Source organism: Caballeronia sp. AZ1_KS37 (assembly GCF_023631165.1).
GTDB lineage: Bacteria > Pseudomonadota > Gammaproteobacteria > Burkholderiales > Burkholderiaceae > Caballeronia > Caballeronia zhejiangensis.
This window is the reverse complement of the sequence record NZ_JALQDP010000017.1, coordinates 54,084-69,792: the sequence shown is the minus strand read 5'-3', so window position 1 is coordinate 69,792 and position 15,709 is coordinate 54,084. Positions and strand designations below refer to the sequence as shown.

Sequence of the window (15,709 nt, the reverse complement as noted above, 5' to 3'; positions counted from 1 at the left end):
CACGATGGACGAGAGGACTACCCAAATTGCGTGTGACCGCGGGCGTATCAGTAGCTGCTTTCTTTGCTTACTTTCTTTGCAGCAGCAAAGAAAGTGAGTGCCGCCCCGCACAGGGGCAGTGCTAATAGACCGACACGATCACGGGATCCGGCGAAACACCGAGCCGACACGATCACGGGATCCGGCGAAACACCGAGCCGACACGATCACGGGATCCGGCGAAACAAAACGCAAAACAGCGAACTCACCCCCGCGTACCGCGAGAAATCTCCGTCCCAGCATCATGCGAAAGCCGCGCCGTAATCGGCATCGAAAGAAAAGAGAACAGCCCGACGACGACAAACGCCGGCCAGAAATCCGACCATTGCACACTCGCATGACCGTTCAGATATTGCGAGAGCTCGAGCGTGATCCCCGCGATCGTCACGCCGAGCCCGAGCGAAACCTGCTGCACGAAGCTAGCAAGGCTCGTCGCGCGGCCCACATCGCGTGTTTCGATCTCAGCGTAAGCAAGCGAGTTGAGGCTCGTGAACTGCAACGCAGGGAAGAAGCCGCCGAGCAGCACGACGGCCCAGATCACCCAGGCCGGCGTGCCGGGAAAGAACGCGCCGCACGCCGCGATCGCGATACCCGACAACGCCGCGTTGTAGAACAGCGTCTGACGGAAGCCGAAGCGATGCAGCACGCGCGATGCGAACGAGCGCATGAACATGCCGCCGAAAGCCGACGCGCACGTGATCGCGCCGGACTTGAACGCGCTCATGCCGAGACCCTCCTGCAGCGCGAGCGGCAGAAGAAACGGCACGGCGCCAAGCCCGATGCGAAACATCGAACCGCCGAGCACGCTCGCCTGAAACGTCGGCACGCGGAAAAAGCGCAGATCGAGCAGCGGCTTCTCCACACGTCGCGCGTGGACGCAGTACAGCACGACCATCAGCGCGCCGGCGACGCACATCGCAAAGGCGACGCGCTGCGGAATCAGTTCGCCGCCGACGAGCGAGAGCCCGAGCAACAGCAGCACGCCCGCGCTCGCGGAGAGAAAGAAACCGAACCAGTCGAGACGGCCCGGATGTTCCTCGTGCGAGTTGGCGATGTAGCGGTTGGTCAGCCAGATGCCCGCGATGCCGATCGGGATGTTGATGAAAAAGATCAGGCGCCAGTGCAGATACGTCGTAATGAAGCCGCCGAGCAACGGCCCGACCGCTGGTCCAAGCATTGCGGGCACTGAGAGGTAGTTCATCGCGCGTATGAACTCGGAGCGGCGCACCGAGCGAAAGATGATGATGCGGCCGACAGGCACCATCATCGCGCCGCCGACGCCCTGGATGAAGCGCGCGACGGTGAAGGGGCCAAGCGATGTGGAAGCCGCGCACAACAGCGAGCCGACGACGAACACGCCGATGGCCGTGCGGAACACGGCGCGTGCGCCGAAGCGGTCGGCGACCCATCCGCAGATCGGTATGAAGACGCCGAGTCCGAGCACGTAGCTCGTGACCGCAACCTTCAGCGTCACGGGATCGCGTCCAAACGCGCGCGCCATTTCAGGAATCGCGGTAACGATGACGTTGGCGTCGACGCTTTCCATGAACATCGCGCACGCGACGATGAGAGGGGCAATGAAAGCTTGGACGGCCAGCGGCATGTTGATTCGCGATCGACTCTCGGCGGCAAGAGCGGCGATTATGGCACCGATATGCAGCAATCGCTGAAGGATCGAAGCGCGCTGCGTGGTGCGATGAACATTGAACGAGGAGTGAAGAAGCGATGGACCCGCAAGACCTGCAGCGTCTCGTCACGCAGACGATGCCCTATGGCAAATACAAGGACAGGCTCATCGCCGATCTGCCCGGTCACTATCTCGCGTGGTTCGCGCGTGAGGGTTTTCCACAAGGCAAACTCGGCAGCCTGCTCGCGTTGATGCACGAGATCGATCACAACAATCTGCGCTCGCTGCTCGATCCGTTGCGCGGCCGATGAGCCTTGCGCAGCGCGGTTTCGCGTGAGACGGATCGTCGCGTAAACACGCTATAGATTGTGTTGGCGAGATTTGCAAGCACAAGATATTGTGGAAATACGAGACGTCAAATGCTAAACTTCGGCAACGAATTCGACGCGCGCAGCAGGCATCGACGCTCCATCGAAGTGCTTGCGTCAGCGTGTATCGAGCGATGCGAAGTGCGTGCGGTCACACACATCGAAGCTCATCGAAGAGGAGCGCATGAAGGTCGCGCGTTCATCGATTCGCGACGCATGTTTTGCATCGCATCGCGGGTCGACGAGAGACTTCGATCGATGATCGCAACGCGTCACGCTTCGATGAGTTCGCGCTTGGCAACACAGCATCGAGCAGACCTTCGCAATGAAGCGCGCGTGCTTCGCATCGCACAAGCAGCGTCGTCCGCAGAGCCTTGCGCGACAAGGCTTGCAGAGCAGCGATGAAGTCACGCGAAAGCACGCTGCGATGTCACGGAAGTCACTCGATCAGGACCGCTTCACACTCGATTCAAGAGATGTCGCATCGAGCTTCACACACACGGCTTCGAGCCAAGTGTTGTATGCAGGTAGCAACGTCGAATCTAAATCGCATGAAAACGAGAATTTTCATGAGCAAACTCTTTTATCGCTCATGAAAAGATGGTACAAACCGATCTAAATTGATGGTGAGAATTTATGCTCAACTGGGATGACGAGACCACTGCCGTAGCTCCCTCGAGCGCTCCGCAACAGAACCCGTTGCGTAACGCTCAAGGCACGACTTTCGGTACGCAGGCAGCGCAAGCTGCAACTCATCAAGCTGCCCATCAGATTGCTCAGGCGAACAACATCTTTTCCGATGGCTTCGTTCCGCCCGCAGCCGCAACGCCTTCCGCCAGCGCGATCGCCGCGCAAAGCGAAGCGCGCGTCAATGTCGCCGACAAGCGCATCATCAACGGCAAGACCGACGTCAATCAGCTCGTCCCGTTCAAGTACAAGTGGGCGTGGGAGAAGTACCTCGCCGGTTGCGCGAACCACTGGATGCCGCAGGAAGTGAACATGTCGCGCGACATCGCCCTGTGGAAAGACCCGAACGGTCTCTCGGACGACGAGCGCCGCATCGTCAAGCGCAACCTCGGCTTCTTCGTCACGGCGGACTCGCTCGCCGCGAACAACATCGTGCTCGGCACGTACCGTCACATCACCGCTCCGGAGTGCCGCCAGTTCCTGCTGCGCCAGGCGTTCGAAGAGGCGATCCACACGCACGCGTACCAGTACATCGTCGAATCGCTGGGCCTCGATGAAAGCGAGATCTTCAACGCGTATCACGAGGTCAAGTCGATCCGTGACAAGGACGAGTTTCTGATTCCGTTCATCAACACGCTGACCGACCCGGCCTTCACGACCGGCACGCTCGAAGCGGACCAGAAATTGCTGAAGTCGTTGATCGTGTTCGCCTGCATCATGGAAGGCCTGTTCTTCTATGTCGGCTTCACGCAGATTCTGGCGCTGGGTCGCCAGAACAAGATGACGGGCGCGGCGGAACAGTATCAATACATCCTCCGCGATGAATCGATGCACTGCAATTTCGGCATCGACCTCATCAACCAGATCAAGCTGGAAGAGCCGCAACTGTGGACCGCCGACTTCAAGGCAGAGATCCGCGAGCTCTTCAAGCAGGCTGTCGATCTTGAATATCGCTACGCTGAAGACACCATGCCGCGCGGGGTTCTCGGCCTGAACGCGTCGATGTTCAAGAGCTACTTGCGGTTCATCTGCAACCGGCGTTGCCAGCAGATCGGACTGGACCCGCTCTTCCCGAACGAGGAAAACCCGTTCCCGTGGATGAGCGAAATGATCGACTTGAAGAAGGAACGCAACTTCTTCGAGACACGCGTGATTGAGTATCAAACCGGCGGCGCGCTCACCTGGGAATAATAAAAATCCAGGACGTGTTGCAGACGAAATCGATGGGACGGACGGGCAGCAGCGTGTCGCTCACGCGCGCCCGGCCGACAAGGTTTAGGAGAACGGTCGCCTGATGCAAAGTGCGCCTACTGACTTGGCGGGCCGTGTGGCCCGAATAGAAGACAGGCGTTTTGCGCTCCCTGAAAAGGGATGGGCAAACTTCCCCCCGGAAAATGCCAGCGGCATGCTCGCTGGCTCGATCAAGCGATGGCCGGCGCCGCGAAGAAGCGGTGCTGACTCAATTTGGCGCGCGGTGCCTCGGGGCACGGCGCGCCTTGCCGTATTCATTAGCGTAAGCAGGTGGGATCAGCGTACGCCGATGAATAATCCGCTTCGTAGCGTGCGTTATAGAGAAGGCGACACGTGGGAAGCGGGTTTTGACGAAGGGTGTTGTTTGAACTGACTCTCATCTGAAAACCTGAAGGAGAAAAACCATGGCAGTTGCCAAGAAAAAACCCGCCGCAAAGAAGGCTGCAGCGAAGAAAGTCACCGCCAAGAAGGCCGCTCCGGCGAAGAAGGTTGCGGCCAAGAAGGTCGCTGTGAAGAAGGTTGCAGCGAAGAAAGTAGCGGCGAAGAAGGTCGCAGCGAAGAAGGTCGCGGCGAAGAAGGCACCCGCGAAGAAGGCCGCAGCGAAGAAAGTCGCGACCAAGAAAGTAGCGGCGAAGAAGGTTGCTGCAAAGAAGGTCGCGGCGAAGAAGGCTCCCGCGAAGAAGGCCGCAGCGAAGAAAGTCGCGACCAAGAAAGTAGCGGCGAAGAAGGCCGCAGCCAAGAAGGCGCCTGCGAAGAAGGCCGCTGCGAAGAAGACCGCGGCGAAGAAGGCGCCGGCGAAGAAGGCCGCAGCGAAGAAGGCCGCTGCGAAAAAGGCTCCCGCGAAAAAGGCTGCTGCGAAGACCGCAGCCGCTGCGCCTGCGCCTGCTGCTGCGCCCGCACCCGCTGCGAAGAAGGCCCCCGCGAAAAAGGCTCCGGCCAAGAAGGCCGCTGCTGCGAAGAAGACTACGGCTGCCGCTCCTGCCACGACGGCAACGACCGTCTCGGCGCCTGCTCCGGCCGCTCCGGCTGCTGCGGTCAAGACGGCGTTGAACCCGGCAGCGGCATGGCCGTTCCCGACGGGCAGCCGTCCGTAAGCTCTCGCAGTACGCAGCACCCAGGCACAGTGCGCTGTGCCCTTAGTCCGGGTATGCCTACCCGGCCTGAACCCGTCGTCGGGGAAACCTGGCGGCGGGTTTTTCGCTTCGGCCAACGAATTTCATCGCTTGCTCGGGGCGTCGAAAAAGAAAAAGCGCATGCATCTTTCGATACATGCGCATTCTTAGAATGACGCGGCGCTATTTGTCCGCTGAATGCCCTCGTCAGTGAGTGACGCGCGTGACGCCGCCGCTCGACAACAGACGCACTCGCTCGCCCGCCTGAAACACTTCGCCGTTCGCGGTCTGCGTGATCGCGCGCAGGTCGCCGTTATCGAGGCGCACGGTGATCTCGAGACCGTTCTTCATCGCGACGCTATTCTCGACCGCGTTGCCCGCGACGGCGCCAGCCAGCCCGCCGATGATGCCCGCGATGATCGAACCGTTGCCGCCGCCGATCGCACTCGCCGCCGCGACGCCGCCGAGCGCGCCGCCGCCGATCGTGCCGAGGCCCGTAGGCTGGCCGTTGTTCGAGCTGATCTTCACGCCGCGCACGCTTTCGACGGTCGCCATGCGCACCGTTTCCTCACGCTGCGCCTGCGACGCCGTGTAGACGTCCGACGAACTGCTGTTGTAGGCGCAGCCCGTCAGCGCCACCGAGCCGACGAGCGCCATGGCCAGCGCGATACGACTTACCGTTTTCATTCCTTCACTCCAATCATTCAGAACAGGCTGCTTCCGAAGGCCTGCTTGAAACGCTCTTCGATTTCGGCGCGCGTCGGCGCGTAGGTTTGCGGCCCCTGATGTTCGATTTTCAGCGAACCCATCAGACTCGCGAGACGACCCGTTTTCTCCCAGCCAAGCTTGTTTTCGATGCCGTACAGGAGCCCGCCGCGGAATGCGTCGCCGCAACCGGTCGGGTCGACCACCTGACGCGCCGCGACGACCGGAATCTCGGCCACGCCATCTTCATGATAGATCTGCGCGCCGTGTTCGCCACGCGTGACGACGAGGGCATCGACCCGGCTCTTGATGTCTTCGATCGACCAGCCGGTCTTGTTGCTCAGCAGCTTGGCTTCGTAATCGTTGACCGCCACGTAGGTGGCGAGTTCAATCATGCGACAAAGTTCCACGCCGTCCAGAATCGGCAATCCCTGGCCCGGGTCGAACACGAACGGCACGCCCGCGCGCGCCAGCCCTTCGGCGTGCTCGCGCATGCCTTGAGCGCCGTCCGGTGCGACGATGCCGAGCGAGATGCCCTGCGCTTCGTCGGCGCGGTTCAGATGCGATTCCATCATCGCGCCGGGGTGGAACGCGGTGATCTGGTTGTTCGCGAGATCGGTCGTGATGAAGCATTGCGCCGAGTGCTGATCGGCCAGCACGCGCACGTATTCCTTCGACAAACCGAGCGCGTCGAGCCGGTCGATGTAGAGCTGCGCATCCGCCGCGCCGAGCGTCGCCATGATCTTCGGATCGCCGCCGAGCAGCTTCAGCGCATACGCGATGTTGCCCGCGCAGCCGCCGAAGTTGCGCCGCATCGTCGGCACCAGGAAGCTGATGTTCAGCATGTGCACCTGATCCGGCAGGATGTGGTCGCCGAAGCGCCCCTGGAAAGTCATGATGTTGTCGTAGGCGAGCGAGCCGCAAATGAGCGTAGCCAAGGCGAACGTCCTTTATAGATAGGGGCCGAGGAGAGAAATCCGCATACGGCGCGCGGCGAGCGCTTCACCGTGCCTCGTATGCGCGGACCGCTCCGGTCGGAAGCGGTCCGGCGAGACGATTTACTTCAGCGCGGCGAGCGCTGCATCGTAGTTCGGCTCATTCTTGATCTCGGGCACGAGCTCCGAATGAAGCACCTTGTTGTTCTCGTCGAGCACGACCACGGCGCGCGCCGTCAGACCCTTGAGCGGGCCGCTCGTCACGTCGACGCCGTAAGCCTGCGCGAATTCGTGGCCGCGGAACGTCGATGCCGTCACGACATTGGCGATACCTTCGGTCGTGCAGAAGCGCTTCGCGGCGAACGGCAGATCGCCCGAAACCACGACCACGACCGTGTTGTTCAGGCCGGCGGCCGCTTCATTGAATTTGCGCGTCGAGGTGGCGCAGGTCGGCGTGTCGAGACTCGGCACGATGTTCAGCACCTTGCGCTTGCCCGCGAAGTTCGCGAGCTTGACGTCGCCGAGATCGGCGCCGACGAGCGTGAATTCGGATGCCTGCTGGCCCGGGCCCGGGAACGTGCCGCTGACGTCGATAGGGTTGCCGCCGAGGGTAACTTGACTCATGTTGCGCTCCAGAGAATTGTCAGATGCTGACGGGAAAATCGCGCGTGCAGGCGCCGCGAGGAGCATGACGCGCGTCGTGTGGAACCGGGGCAGGCGGCGTTCGCGCGCCTGCCCGACATCACGGGTAAAAGACCTGAACCCGGTAATTGGCGGCAACCGCGTCGCCCGTATCCAGCCGGACGATCACCGGTTGCGCGCTTTGCGGCGCGAGGCCGACGGCGAATATCGTACCCGGTCGCGCGTAATCCTGCGGCCAGAGCACGCGCCGGATCGCGACGTTGTTCTTGTCGTCGAGCAGCGTGAGTTCGAGCGCCGGATACGCCAGCGCGACGTCCATCCGGTTGCGCAGCGACAATTTCAGTTCGAGCTTGTGCGGGCCGTCCACCTGGCGCAGCCCGGAACTCTCGATCTGCAATCCGTCGATGTCGCGCGGCGGCGAGATCGTGCAGCCGATCTGATCGCAGACGTTCGAATAGAGCGCGTGCGAGCCGGGCACGTAGACCATCAACGTTTCGCGTTGCCACCATGCGAGCTGCACGAGCAACAGCAACGCCAGCAGCACGGCGACGATGACGCCCACGACACGTCCCGCCTTCCCGGCTCCGCCGCGGCCACGCACCGGCGCGCGCGTTTCCCGCGACTCGCGAATCACGGGAAACGCCTCGTTCGCGCTGACGCGCCGAGCAGGAGCGGGCGGCTTCCTGGCGCCGAAACCGGGCTCCGCGTCGTCGCGCCATGCGGGTACGGCCGGTTCCGCGGCGGCGCGCGCGGGCGGCGCGTCCGGCTGATGAACCGGACCGATGAACGGCTCGGCGCGATCGTCGACAGCATTGGCGAGCGGCGCGACGGGCGGTTCGCCGAGCGGCGTATCGTCGGCTTGCTCGGAGTTCGCGGCATCGGGATGCGGCACGCCGACGCGAATGTACTGCTTCAGGCGGGCGGGCTCCGAAGGCAACGCGGACGGCTCGTTCGCGGCATCGGCTTGATCGGGTTCGCTGCGCGGCGACGCGGCGCGTGTCTGGCTCGACGCGCTCGACGCTGCAGGAGCGTTCGCATAGACGGTGCCTTCGCTGTCGGCATCGGGTTGCTTGATGGAACTCGGCGCGCCGAGATCGAGGTTGCGCGGCGCGAACGGGCGCGGCTTGAGCGGCGCATCGGGCGGCGCGGTCACATGCGCGGGTGCATCGGCGGCGGCAGCGTGGCCTGCGCCCGAGCTTGTTGCCGGACCGACGGCGGCATCATCGTCGATGATCGCGGCATGCTGAGCGACGCCTGCCGCGGCCGGCTCGTCTGGAAGCTCGAAGCGATGATGTGCGGCATCGAAAACTTCCTGACAGTGTCCGCAGCGCACGCGGCCGTCATGCGGCGCGAGCAGATGCGGGTCCAGCTTGAATACGGTTTCGCAGTGGGGGCAGCGGGTTGCCAGCGCCATATAAGAAGTGCCGTTGGCCTGACGGCCTGATCGTGGAGGATGGCGCTATTCTAAAGGCTTTCGCGCCGCGTTCCCGCGAGGCATACCCAGCCTTCGTGCTCGCGCCAAACGCCGATGTCGATCCACTTCGCATAGACCGCCGCGACCTCGTCGGCCTGGCGCGCGAGCACGCCCGACAGCGCGATTCTGCCGCCCGGCTTTACCTTCGCGGCGAGCATCGACGCCATCAGCTTGAGCGGATTCGAGAGGATGTTCGCGACGACGATATCGAACTCGCCGGCGGGGCACGCATCGGGCAGGCCGTAGATCACGTCCGCGCGATTGCGCTCGCTGTTCTGACGCGCCGACTCGACCGCTTGCGGATCGATGTCGATGCCGACGACCGGATCGGCGCCGCACTTCTTCGCGAGAATCGCGAGGATGCCGGAGCCGCAGCCGTAATCGAGCAGCGATTGTCCCGGCTTCACCGACTGCTCCAGCCATTCCATGCAAAGCCGCGTGGTCGGATGGCTGCCGGTGCCGAACGCGAGGCCCGGATCGAGTTCGAGCACGAGCGCGTTCGGATCGGGCGCGTCGTGCCACGAAGGCACGACCCAGATGCGCTCGCCGATGGCGATCGGATCGAACTGCGCCTGCGTGAGACGCACCCAGTCCTGCTCCTCGACCTCGCGCACCGTGAACTGCGGGGTTGCCGCGAGGCCGATCTCGTTCGCGGCCGCGGCGAGCAGCACGTCGGGATCTGCGTCCTCGGCGAGCAGCGCGACGACGCGCGAACGGTTCCACGCACGCTTTTCAGGCACGAGACCCGGCTCGCCGAAGAGCGGCTGTTCGTCGGGCGTGTCGGCGTCGGCGTCTTCGACGGACACCGACAGCGCGCCGACTTCAAGCAGCGCATCCGACAGCGCTTCCGCGTGCTCGCGATCCAGCTCGGCGATCAGTTCCCGGTAACTCATGCTATCTCTCTGAATAAGGCGTGCTTCAGGACTCTTCGGCGACGGCGGCCTGGCGCGCGGCCAGCTTGTTCTCGAGATAGTGAATGCTCGTGCCGCCTTCGACGAACTTCGCGTCGATCATCATTTCGCGATGCAGCGGGATGTTCGTCGAAATGCCTTCGACGACCATTTCCGACAGCGCGATACGCATGCGGTTGATCGCCTGCTCGCGCGTCGCGCCGAACGCGATCAGCTTGCCGATCATCGAATCGTAGTTCGGCGGAACGAAGTAGTTCGCATACGCGTGGGAATCGACGCGAATGCCCGGGCCGCCCGGCGTATGCCACGACGTGATGCGTCCCGGCGACGGCGTGAACTTGAACGGATCTTCCGCGTTGATGCGGCACTCGATCGCGTGGCCGCGGAACTGGATGTCCTTCTGGCGGATCGAGAGCTTTTCGCCCGCGGCGATGCGGATCTGCTCCTGCACGATATCGACGCCCGTGATGAGTTCCGTCACCGGATGCTCGACCTGCACGCGCGTGTTCATTTCGATGAAGTAGAACTCGCCGTTCTCGTACAGGAACTCGAACGTGCCCGCGCCGAGATAGCCCATCTTCTTGCACGCGTCGGCGCAACGGTCGCCGATGCGCTCGATCAGCCGCCGCGCAATGCCCGGCGCCGGCGCTTCCTCGATCACCTTCTGGTGACGGCGCTGCATCGAGCAGTCGCGCTCGCCGAGCCAGATCGCGTTACGGAACGAGTCCGACAACACCTGAATCTCGATGTGGCGCGGGTTCTCGAGAAACTTCTCCATGTACACCTGCGGGTTGCCGAAGGCGCGGCCCGCTTCTTCGCGCGTCATGTTGACGGCGTTCACGAGCGCCGCTTCGGTGTGCACCACGCGCATGCCGCGCCCGCCGCCGCCGCCCGCCGCCTTGATGATGACGGGGTAGCCGATTGCGCGCGCAATCTTCACGATCTCGCGCGGATCGTCCGGCAATGCGCCTTCGGAGCCCGGTACGCACGGCACGCCGGTCTTGATCATCGTCTGCTTGGCGGTGACCTTGTCGCCCATCAGGCGGATGGTCTCGGGACGCGGCCCGATGAACGTGAAGCCCGATTGCTCGACGCGCTCGGCGAAGTCGGCGTTTTCGGAGAGAAAGCCGTAGCCGGGATGGATGGCTTCGGCGTCGGTGACTTCGGCCGCGCTGATGAGCGCCGGCATGTTCAGGTACGAGAGATTCGAAGGCGCCGGTCCGATGCACACGGCTTCGTCGGCCAGCTTGACGTACTTCGCTTCCTTGTCGGCTTCGGAATAGACGACGACTGTCTTGACGCCCAGCTCGCGGCACGCGCGCTGGATGCGAAGCGCGATTTCGCCGCGGTTCGCAATGAGAATTTTTTCAAACATAGTGGGTCGGCTCATCAACGGGCTCGCGCGAGCGGCCCTCGGGGATCCAATCGGCGGCGCGCTTCTCGACGAATCGATGCCGCATGAAGCGCGCCGGCGCGGCGGGGCCGGGCGGCGGCTGCGAGGCGCATCCGCGGCACGGCCCGGTGCGCCTTTAGTCGCCGATCACGAAGAGCGGCTGGCCGTACTCGACCGCCTGGCCGTTCTCGACGAGGATTTCCTTCACGACGCCGGCCTTGTCCGCTTCGATTTCGTTCAAGAGCTTCATCGCTTCGATGATGCACAGCGTCTGGCCTTCCTTCACCGTATCGCCGACCTGGATGAACGGATCCGCGCCCGGCGACGGCGCACGGTAGAACGAACCGACCATCGGCGAGGTCACGATGTGACCTTGCGGCGCGGCGGCCGCGGGCGCAGCGGCTGCCGGCGCGCCGGCTTCGCCTGCACCGCCGAATTGCGGCGCGGCCGGCGACTGCACTTGCGGTGCGTACTGCTGCGGCGCCTGCATGTAGACCGGCGCGGCGTTCTTGACGATGCGAACCTTGCCTTCGCCTTCCGTCACTTCCAGCTCCGAGATGCCGGATTCCGAGACGAGGTCGATCAGCGTTTTCAGTTTACGAAGGTCCATCGAAAAATCCCCTTTCAATACTTGGAGACCGGGACTGCCCGGCACTTGACTTGATTTGTGGGTGTTCTGACTGCTCAGCCGCGAGTCGGCGCGGCCAGCCGTCCCACACGCGCGCTCGCGAAAGCGCCCGCGCAAACGACGGCTCCAGAATCGGTCGGCACGCCGGTAGCGTTCATGTCGAACGTATCGGCGTGGTCGCTTCGAAGCGCGCGCCCGAACAGCACGCGGATGACGGCAGCGGATGCTCCACGCCTTCCGACCGCCGTTTTGCGGAGGTCGGACTTGACGGCGAGGGGGCCACATGGCACCGGCAGAGTTGTCATAGTCGCTTCGGGTTGTGCGGAATTCGGCGCACTTTAGCGCCGTTTAGAGAATTTTGTCTAGTTTTACTGTGCAGTCCGGCTCGCAACCATGGGACAAATTACCGCCGCGTATTGGGAGTCGCGTCGAATTTCCAGCAAGATCGGCGTACTGCGTGCTAACTCGCAGCTTACTCGACGCAAGCCACGGCGTACACGCAGCCAATTTTTACAGGCTGTCGAGCGTATGTTTCAGCTGGGCCGGGTCGACTTCGCCCAGTTTCGTGGAGCGGATTTTCCCATTCGCGTCGATCACGACGGTAAATGGCAGGCCGCCCGCATTATTGCCGAAGCTACGCGCAAGATCCGCGCCTCCGAAGCCGGTGACGTAGACGGGATAGGCGACCGGCACTTTCTTAAGGAAATCGTTGATGTTCTTCTCGCTATCGACGCCGAGTCCGATGAACGTGATGCCTTTCTTTTCGTAATCGCGCTGCATCGCGGAGAGCGTCGGCATTTCCTTCACGCACGGTCCGCACCACGACGCCCAGAAGTTCACGACGACCGGCTTGCCCTTGAACGCCGCGAGCGGTTGCGACGTGCCGGAAGCGCCCGGCGGCGTCGCCTTCCACAGTTGATCGACGGCGTTGCCGCTCGGCTGCGTCGCGGCCACGGTATCGCCGCCAGTGAACAGATGGCCCGCGTAGAAGCCGCCGACGGTCGCGGCGACAGCGACCACGAGGGCCGCCAGAATGCGTGTGCTTTTCATGAGCGTAGAGAAGATAGATCAGCCGCTGATCTCGAGCGGCGGGACATCGGGGTGATCGAGCAGCGTGCGTACGGCCGCCGCGTTCGCGCGGGCGAGGCGTCCGCGGTTGTCCGCGCGCACCGCGCCGCGCAGATCGTCGGGACCGTAGAGCGCGATATGCACGCCGACCGGCTCCTCGTCGCGTGCGCGATGCAGAAAGCTCAACGTCTCGACATAGCCGCGCCCGGCGAAGTGCCGCGTCTCGGACACGTCGTATTGCACGTTCGCGTTCAGCAGATAAATCGCGACTTCCTTGGGATTGTCGCAGAAGCATTGCAGATGAATATCGGAGTGCTCGCCTGCGGTGCCGTTGAGCACCGCGCCCGTCAGATATGGATCGAAGGGTGTCAGGCGCTCCATCCAGTCGAGCGCGACTTCGCGCATCCGGCGCAGCACGGCTGGCTGGCTGTCGCTCTGGAAAATCGCCTGATACTCGCGGATTTCCTCTTCGATCTGGTCGTTATCGGGCAGGAACTCGCCGCCGATCTTCGCCTCGCCGACGACCTGCCGCGCAGCCTTGCGCTTGGCGGTGGAGTAGTCGAGGCCGTCTTCGGCGATCATCCTCGCGGCAGCGATCGCGATTTCCTCGCGCACGCGCTGCGGATCGAAATGTGATTTGCGAACCATGCCGGAATGATACTAGATAAGCTCGAGCGGCCCTTTTGCGGGCCAAGGGCGGCAGGCTTGCGCCGGGGGAAAAGCGCTTAGCCTGCTCGGTTACAATATGCGCCTTCAGGCGCCTTTCTGCACGGGTTTGCCCTCAGGTTCACCGGTACGGCGCCGTTCCTGTTTTCGCATCTCAATCGCCCGCGCGGCGCGACACGGTTTATGCACATCCACATCCTCGGCATCTGCGGCACCTTCATGGGCGGACTCGCCGTCCTGGCGCGCGAGGCGGGCCACAAGGTCACCGGCTGCGACGCCGGCGTCTACCCGCCGATGAGCACGCAACTCGAAGCCCAGGGCATCGAACTGATCGAAGGTTACGGCATCGAGCAGCTCGCGCTCGAGCCGGATCTCTTCGTCATCGGCAACGTGGTGACGCGCGGCAATCCGCTGATGGAAGCCATCCTCGATCGCGGCCTGCCATACACATCCGGCCCGCAGTGGCTCGGCGAACATGTGCTGAACGGCAAATGGGTGCTCGCGGTGGCGGGCACGCACGGCAAGACCACGACGAGCTCGATGCTCGCATGGCTGCTCGAAGACGCGGGCATGAATCCCGGCTTTCTGATCGGCGGCGTGCCGTTGAACTTCGGCATTTCCGCGCGCCTGACCGATTCGAGCTTTTTCGTCATCGAAGCCGACGAGTACGACACCGCATTCTTCGACAAGCGTTCGAAGTTCGTGCATTACCGTCCGCGCACGGCCGTGCTCAATAATCTCGAATTCGATCACGCCGATATCTTCCCCGATCTCGCGGCCATCGAAACGCAATTCCACCACCTTGTGCGCACGGTGCCGGGCGTCGGGCGCATCGTCACGAACGGGCGCGAGGCGGCGCTGGAACGGGTGCTCACGCGCGGCTGCTGGTCGGGCGTCGAACGCTTCGGCGTCGAAGGCGGATGGCAGGCGCTGCCCGTCGAACAAGGCGCCGCCGTCGACGAGCAGTTCGCCGTGTACTGGGAAGGCGAGCGCCAGGGCGTCGTCGACTGGCAGGTGCAGGGCGAGCACAATCGGATGAACGCGCTCGCTGCGATCGCGGCCGCGCGCTCGGTCGGCGTGCCGGCGGCGCAATCGGCGAAATCGCTCGCGAGTTTTCGCAACGTCAAGCGGCGCATGGAAGTGAAGGGCAGCGTCGACGGCGTCACCGTCTACGACGACTTCGCGCATCATCCGACCGCAATCGAGACGACCGTCGCGGGCCTGCGCACGCGCATCGGCAATTCGGATACGTCGCGCATCCTCGCCGTGCTGGAGCCGCGCTCGAACACGATGAAACTCGGCACGATGAAAGCGCAATTGCCGGCGAGTCTCGCGGGCGCGGATCTCGTCTTCGGCTACGGCGCGCGCGAAGGCCGCGACAAGCTCGGCTGGAATCTCGCAGAAGCGCTCTCACCGCTCGGCGACAAGGCGCGGGCATTCGACGAAATCGAACCTCTGGTGAAGGCGGTCGCGGCCGCCGCGCGCCCCGGCGACCACGTACTCGTGATGAGCAACGGCGGCTTCGGCGGCGTCCATCAGAAACTGCTCGACGCGCTTTCGGCGCGTGGCGCAGGAGGACATTCGTGATTCTCTATCTGCACGGCTTTCGCTCGTCTCCCCAATCGTTCAAGGCACGCGTAATGCACGCGCGGCTCGCGGAACTCGGGAGGCTCGGCGAATGGCAGTGCCCGTCGCTGCCGGTGTCGCCGTGCGATGCCGTCGCGCTGGCCGAATCGCTCGCGGCGGGCGAGAAAGCGGGCGATGTGACCGTCGTCGGCAGTTCGCTCGGCGGCTATTACGCGACGTATCTCGCGGAGAAACACGGCTGGCGCGCCGTGCTGCTCAATCCGGCGGTCGTGCCGGATCGCGATCTGAGCCATTTTCTCGGCGAGCAGCCGTTGTGGCACGGCGGCGGAACGATCACCGTGCTGCCGCGCCATCTCGACGAGTTGCGCGCGCTCAAGGTCGAATCGATCACGCGGCCCGAGCGCTACTATCTGATCGCGGCGACGGGCGACGAAGTGCTCGATTACCGCACGATGCTCGACCACTATCCCGGCGTGCGAACCACGCTGATTCAGGGCAGCGATCACGCGATCAGCGACTTCCCGGCTTATCTCGCCGATGTCATCGCGTTCTGCGACCAGGCGCCGCCACCCGTGCGCGCGACCGCAGCCGCCTGAGCCCATTCATTCGCCGGCGC

The 15,709-nt window shown here is 63.5% G+C and carries 16 protein-coding genes; 6 read left to right on the top strand and 10 right to left on the bottom strand.

All coding sequences use genetic code 11. The annotated features are described in order from the left end of the window. Positions 1 to 244: 244 nt before the first annotated feature. Complete coding sequence (locus tag NCS00_RS12105; RefSeq protein WP_250440202.1) at positions 245 to 1,642, bottom strand: MFS transporter; 1,398 nt, start codon at positions 1,640 to 1,642, stop codon at positions 245 to 247. 122 nt (positions 1,643 to 1,764) lie between these two features. On the opposite strand from NCS00_RS12105, the gene NCS00_RS12100 reads away from it, so the two are divergent. From NCS00_RS12100 to NCS00_RS12085, 4 genes are all read left to right on the top strand, one after another. Then, the gene (locus tag NCS00_RS12100; RefSeq protein WP_008342924.1) at positions 1,765 to 1,977 is read left to right on the top strand and encodes a DUF3820 family protein; all 213 of its coding nucleotides are present in this window, start codon (positions 1,765 to 1,767) and stop codon (positions 1,975 to 1,977) included. A gap of 693 nt (positions 1,978 to 2,670) precedes the next feature. Then, positions 2,671 to 3,912, top strand: coding sequence for a ribonucleotide-diphosphate reductase subunit beta (locus tag NCS00_RS12095; RefSeq protein ID WP_008342919.1), 1,242 nt, complete (start codon positions 2,671 to 2,673; stop codon positions 3,910 to 3,912). A 103-nt stretch (positions 3,913 to 4,015) separates the two neighbouring features. Continuing rightward, positions 4,016 to 4,345: a hypothetical protein gene (locus NCS00_RS12090; RefSeq protein ID WP_239295166.1), complete on the top strand. Its 330-nt coding sequence runs from the start codon at positions 4,016 to 4,018 to the stop codon at positions 4,343 to 4,345. Positions 4,346 to 4,376: 31 nt separating this feature from the next. Next, the gene (locus tag NCS00_RS12085) at positions 4,377 to 5,066 is read left to right on the top strand and encodes a histone H1-like DNA-binding protein (protein ID WP_250440201.1); all 690 of its coding nucleotides are present in this window, start codon (positions 4,377 to 4,379) and stop codon (positions 5,064 to 5,066) included. A gap of 225 nt (positions 5,067 to 5,291) precedes the next feature. Here NCS00_RS12085 and NCS00_RS12080 read toward each other — a convergent pair whose 3' ends face one another. The 9 genes from NCS00_RS12080 to NCS00_RS12040 form a co-directional block, all read right to left on the bottom strand. Continuing rightward, the gene (locus NCS00_RS12080; RefSeq protein ID WP_008342914.1) at positions 5,292 to 5,771 is read right to left on the bottom strand and encodes an outer membrane lipoprotein; all 480 of its coding nucleotides are present in this window, start codon (positions 5,769 to 5,771) and stop codon (positions 5,292 to 5,294) included. A 17-nt stretch (positions 5,772 to 5,788) separates the two neighbouring features. Beyond that, positions 5,789 to 6,727 carry a carbohydrate kinase family protein gene (locus tag NCS00_RS12075; protein WP_008342912.1) on the bottom strand — a complete coding sequence of 313 codons (939 nt, stop codon included), beginning with the start codon at positions 6,725 to 6,727 and terminating at the stop codon, positions 5,789 to 5,791. 120 nt (positions 6,728 to 6,847) lie between these two features. Beyond that, a complete protein-coding gene (gene tpx, locus NCS00_RS12070; protein WP_008342910.1) occupies positions 6,848 to 7,348 on the bottom strand; it encodes a thiol peroxidase in 501 nt (166 codons plus the stop codon). A gap of 118 nt (positions 7,349 to 7,466) precedes the next feature. Beyond that, positions 7,467 to 8,780, bottom strand: a complete 1,314-nt coding sequence (locus NCS00_RS12065) for a zinc-ribbon and DUF3426 domain-containing protein (RefSeq protein WP_250440200.1) — start codon at positions 8,778 to 8,780, stop codon at positions 7,467 to 7,469. A 50-nt stretch (positions 8,781 to 8,830) separates the two neighbouring features. After that, on the bottom strand, positions 8,831 to 9,733 hold the full coding sequence (prmA, locus tag NCS00_RS12060; protein ID WP_008342906.1) for a 50S ribosomal protein L11 methyltransferase: 903 nt from the start codon (positions 9,731 to 9,733) through the stop codon (positions 8,831 to 8,833). 25 nt (positions 9,734 to 9,758) lie between these two features. After that, on the bottom strand, positions 9,759 to 11,126 hold the full coding sequence (gene accC, locus NCS00_RS12055; protein WP_008342904.1) for an acetyl-CoA carboxylase biotin carboxylase subunit: 1,368 nt from the start codon (positions 11,124 to 11,126) through the stop codon (positions 9,759 to 9,761). A 154-nt stretch (positions 11,127 to 11,280) separates the two neighbouring features. Further along, on the bottom strand, positions 11,281 to 11,754 hold the full coding sequence (accB, locus tag NCS00_RS12050; RefSeq protein ID WP_008342903.1) for an acetyl-CoA carboxylase biotin carboxyl carrier protein: 474 nt from the start codon (positions 11,752 to 11,754) through the stop codon (positions 11,281 to 11,283). A 528-nt stretch (positions 11,755 to 12,282) separates the two neighbouring features. Beyond that, positions 12,283 to 12,822 carry a TlpA family protein disulfide reductase gene (locus tag NCS00_RS12045; RefSeq protein WP_250440199.1) on the bottom strand — a complete coding sequence of 180 codons (540 nt, stop codon included), beginning with the start codon at positions 12,820 to 12,822 and terminating at the stop codon, positions 12,283 to 12,285. Between the two features lie 18 nt (positions 12,823 to 12,840). Further along, on the bottom strand, positions 12,841 to 13,488 hold the full coding sequence (locus tag NCS00_RS12040) for a hypothetical protein (RefSeq protein ID WP_008342899.1): 648 nt from the start codon (positions 13,486 to 13,488) through the stop codon (positions 12,841 to 12,843). 201 nt (positions 13,489 to 13,689) lie between these two features. On the opposite strand from NCS00_RS12040, the gene mpl reads away from it, so the two are divergent. Both mpl and NCS00_RS12030 read left to right on the top strand, forming a co-directional pair. After that, positions 13,690 to 15,093, top strand: coding sequence for a UDP-N-acetylmuramate:L-alanyl-gamma-D-glutamyl-meso-diaminopimelate ligase (gene mpl / locus NCS00_RS12035; RefSeq protein WP_250435199.1), 1,404 nt, complete (start codon positions 13,690 to 13,692; stop codon positions 15,091 to 15,093). Continuing rightward, on the top strand, positions 15,090 to 15,689 hold the full coding sequence (locus NCS00_RS12030) for a YqiA/YcfP family alpha/beta fold hydrolase (protein ID WP_008342897.1): 600 nt from the start codon (positions 15,090 to 15,092) through the stop codon (positions 15,687 to 15,689). Before mpl ends, NCS00_RS12030 begins: the two co-directional genes overlap by 4 nt. Positions 15,690 to 15,709: the final 20 nt, after the last annotated feature.

Excerpts from the sequence above, each read along its gene's own strand:
- NCS00_RS12105 (WP_250440202.1), bottom strand. The coding sequence starts at position 1,642 with ATGCCGCTGGCCGTCCAAGCTTTCATTGCCCCTCTCATCGTCGCGTGC.
- NCS00_RS12100 (WP_008342924.1), top strand. The coding sequence starts at position 1,765 with ATGGACCCGCAAGACCTGCAGCGTCTCGTCACGCAGACGATGCCCTAT.
- NCS00_RS12095 (WP_008342919.1), top strand. The coding sequence starts at position 2,671 with ATGCTCAACTGGGATGACGAGACCACTGCCGTAGCTCCCTCGAGCGCT.
- NCS00_RS12090 (WP_239295166.1), top strand. The coding sequence starts at position 4,016 with ATGCAAAGTGCGCCTACTGACTTGGCGGGCCGTGTGGCCCGAATAGAA.
- NCS00_RS12085 (WP_250440201.1), top strand. The coding sequence starts at position 4,377 with ATGGCAGTTGCCAAGAAAAAACCCGCCGCAAAGAAGGCTGCAGCGAAG.
- NCS00_RS12080 (WP_008342914.1), bottom strand. The coding sequence starts at position 5,771 with ATGAAAACGGTAAGTCGTATCGCGCTGGCCATGGCGCTCGTCGGCTCG.
- tpx (WP_008342910.1), bottom strand. The coding sequence starts at position 7,348 with ATGAGTCAAGTTACCCTCGGCGGCAACCCTATCGACGTCAGCGGCACG.
- NCS00_RS12065 (WP_250440200.1), bottom strand. The coding sequence starts at position 8,780 with ATGGCGCTGGCAACCCGCTGCCCCCACTGCGAAACCGTATTCAAGCTG.
- prmA (WP_008342906.1), bottom strand. The coding sequence starts at position 9,733 with ATGAGTTACCGGGAACTGATCGCCGAGCTGGATCGCGAGCACGCGGAA.
- accC (WP_008342904.1), bottom strand. The coding sequence starts at position 11,126 with ATGTTTGAAAAAATTCTCATTGCGAACCGCGGCGAAATCGCGCTTCGC.
- accB (WP_008342903.1), bottom strand. The coding sequence starts at position 11,754 with ATGGACCTTCGTAAACTGAAAACGCTGATCGACCTCGTCTCGGAATCC.
- NCS00_RS12045 (WP_250440199.1), bottom strand. The coding sequence starts at position 12,822 with ATGAAAAGCACACGCATTCTGGCGGCCCTCGTGGTCGCTGTCGCCGCG.
- NCS00_RS12040 (WP_008342899.1), bottom strand. The coding sequence starts at position 13,488 with ATGGTTCGCAAATCACATTTCGATCCGCAGCGCGTGCGCGAGGAAATC.
- mpl (WP_250435199.1), top strand. The coding sequence starts at position 13,690 with ATGCACATCCACATCCTCGGCATCTGCGGCACCTTCATGGGCGGACTC.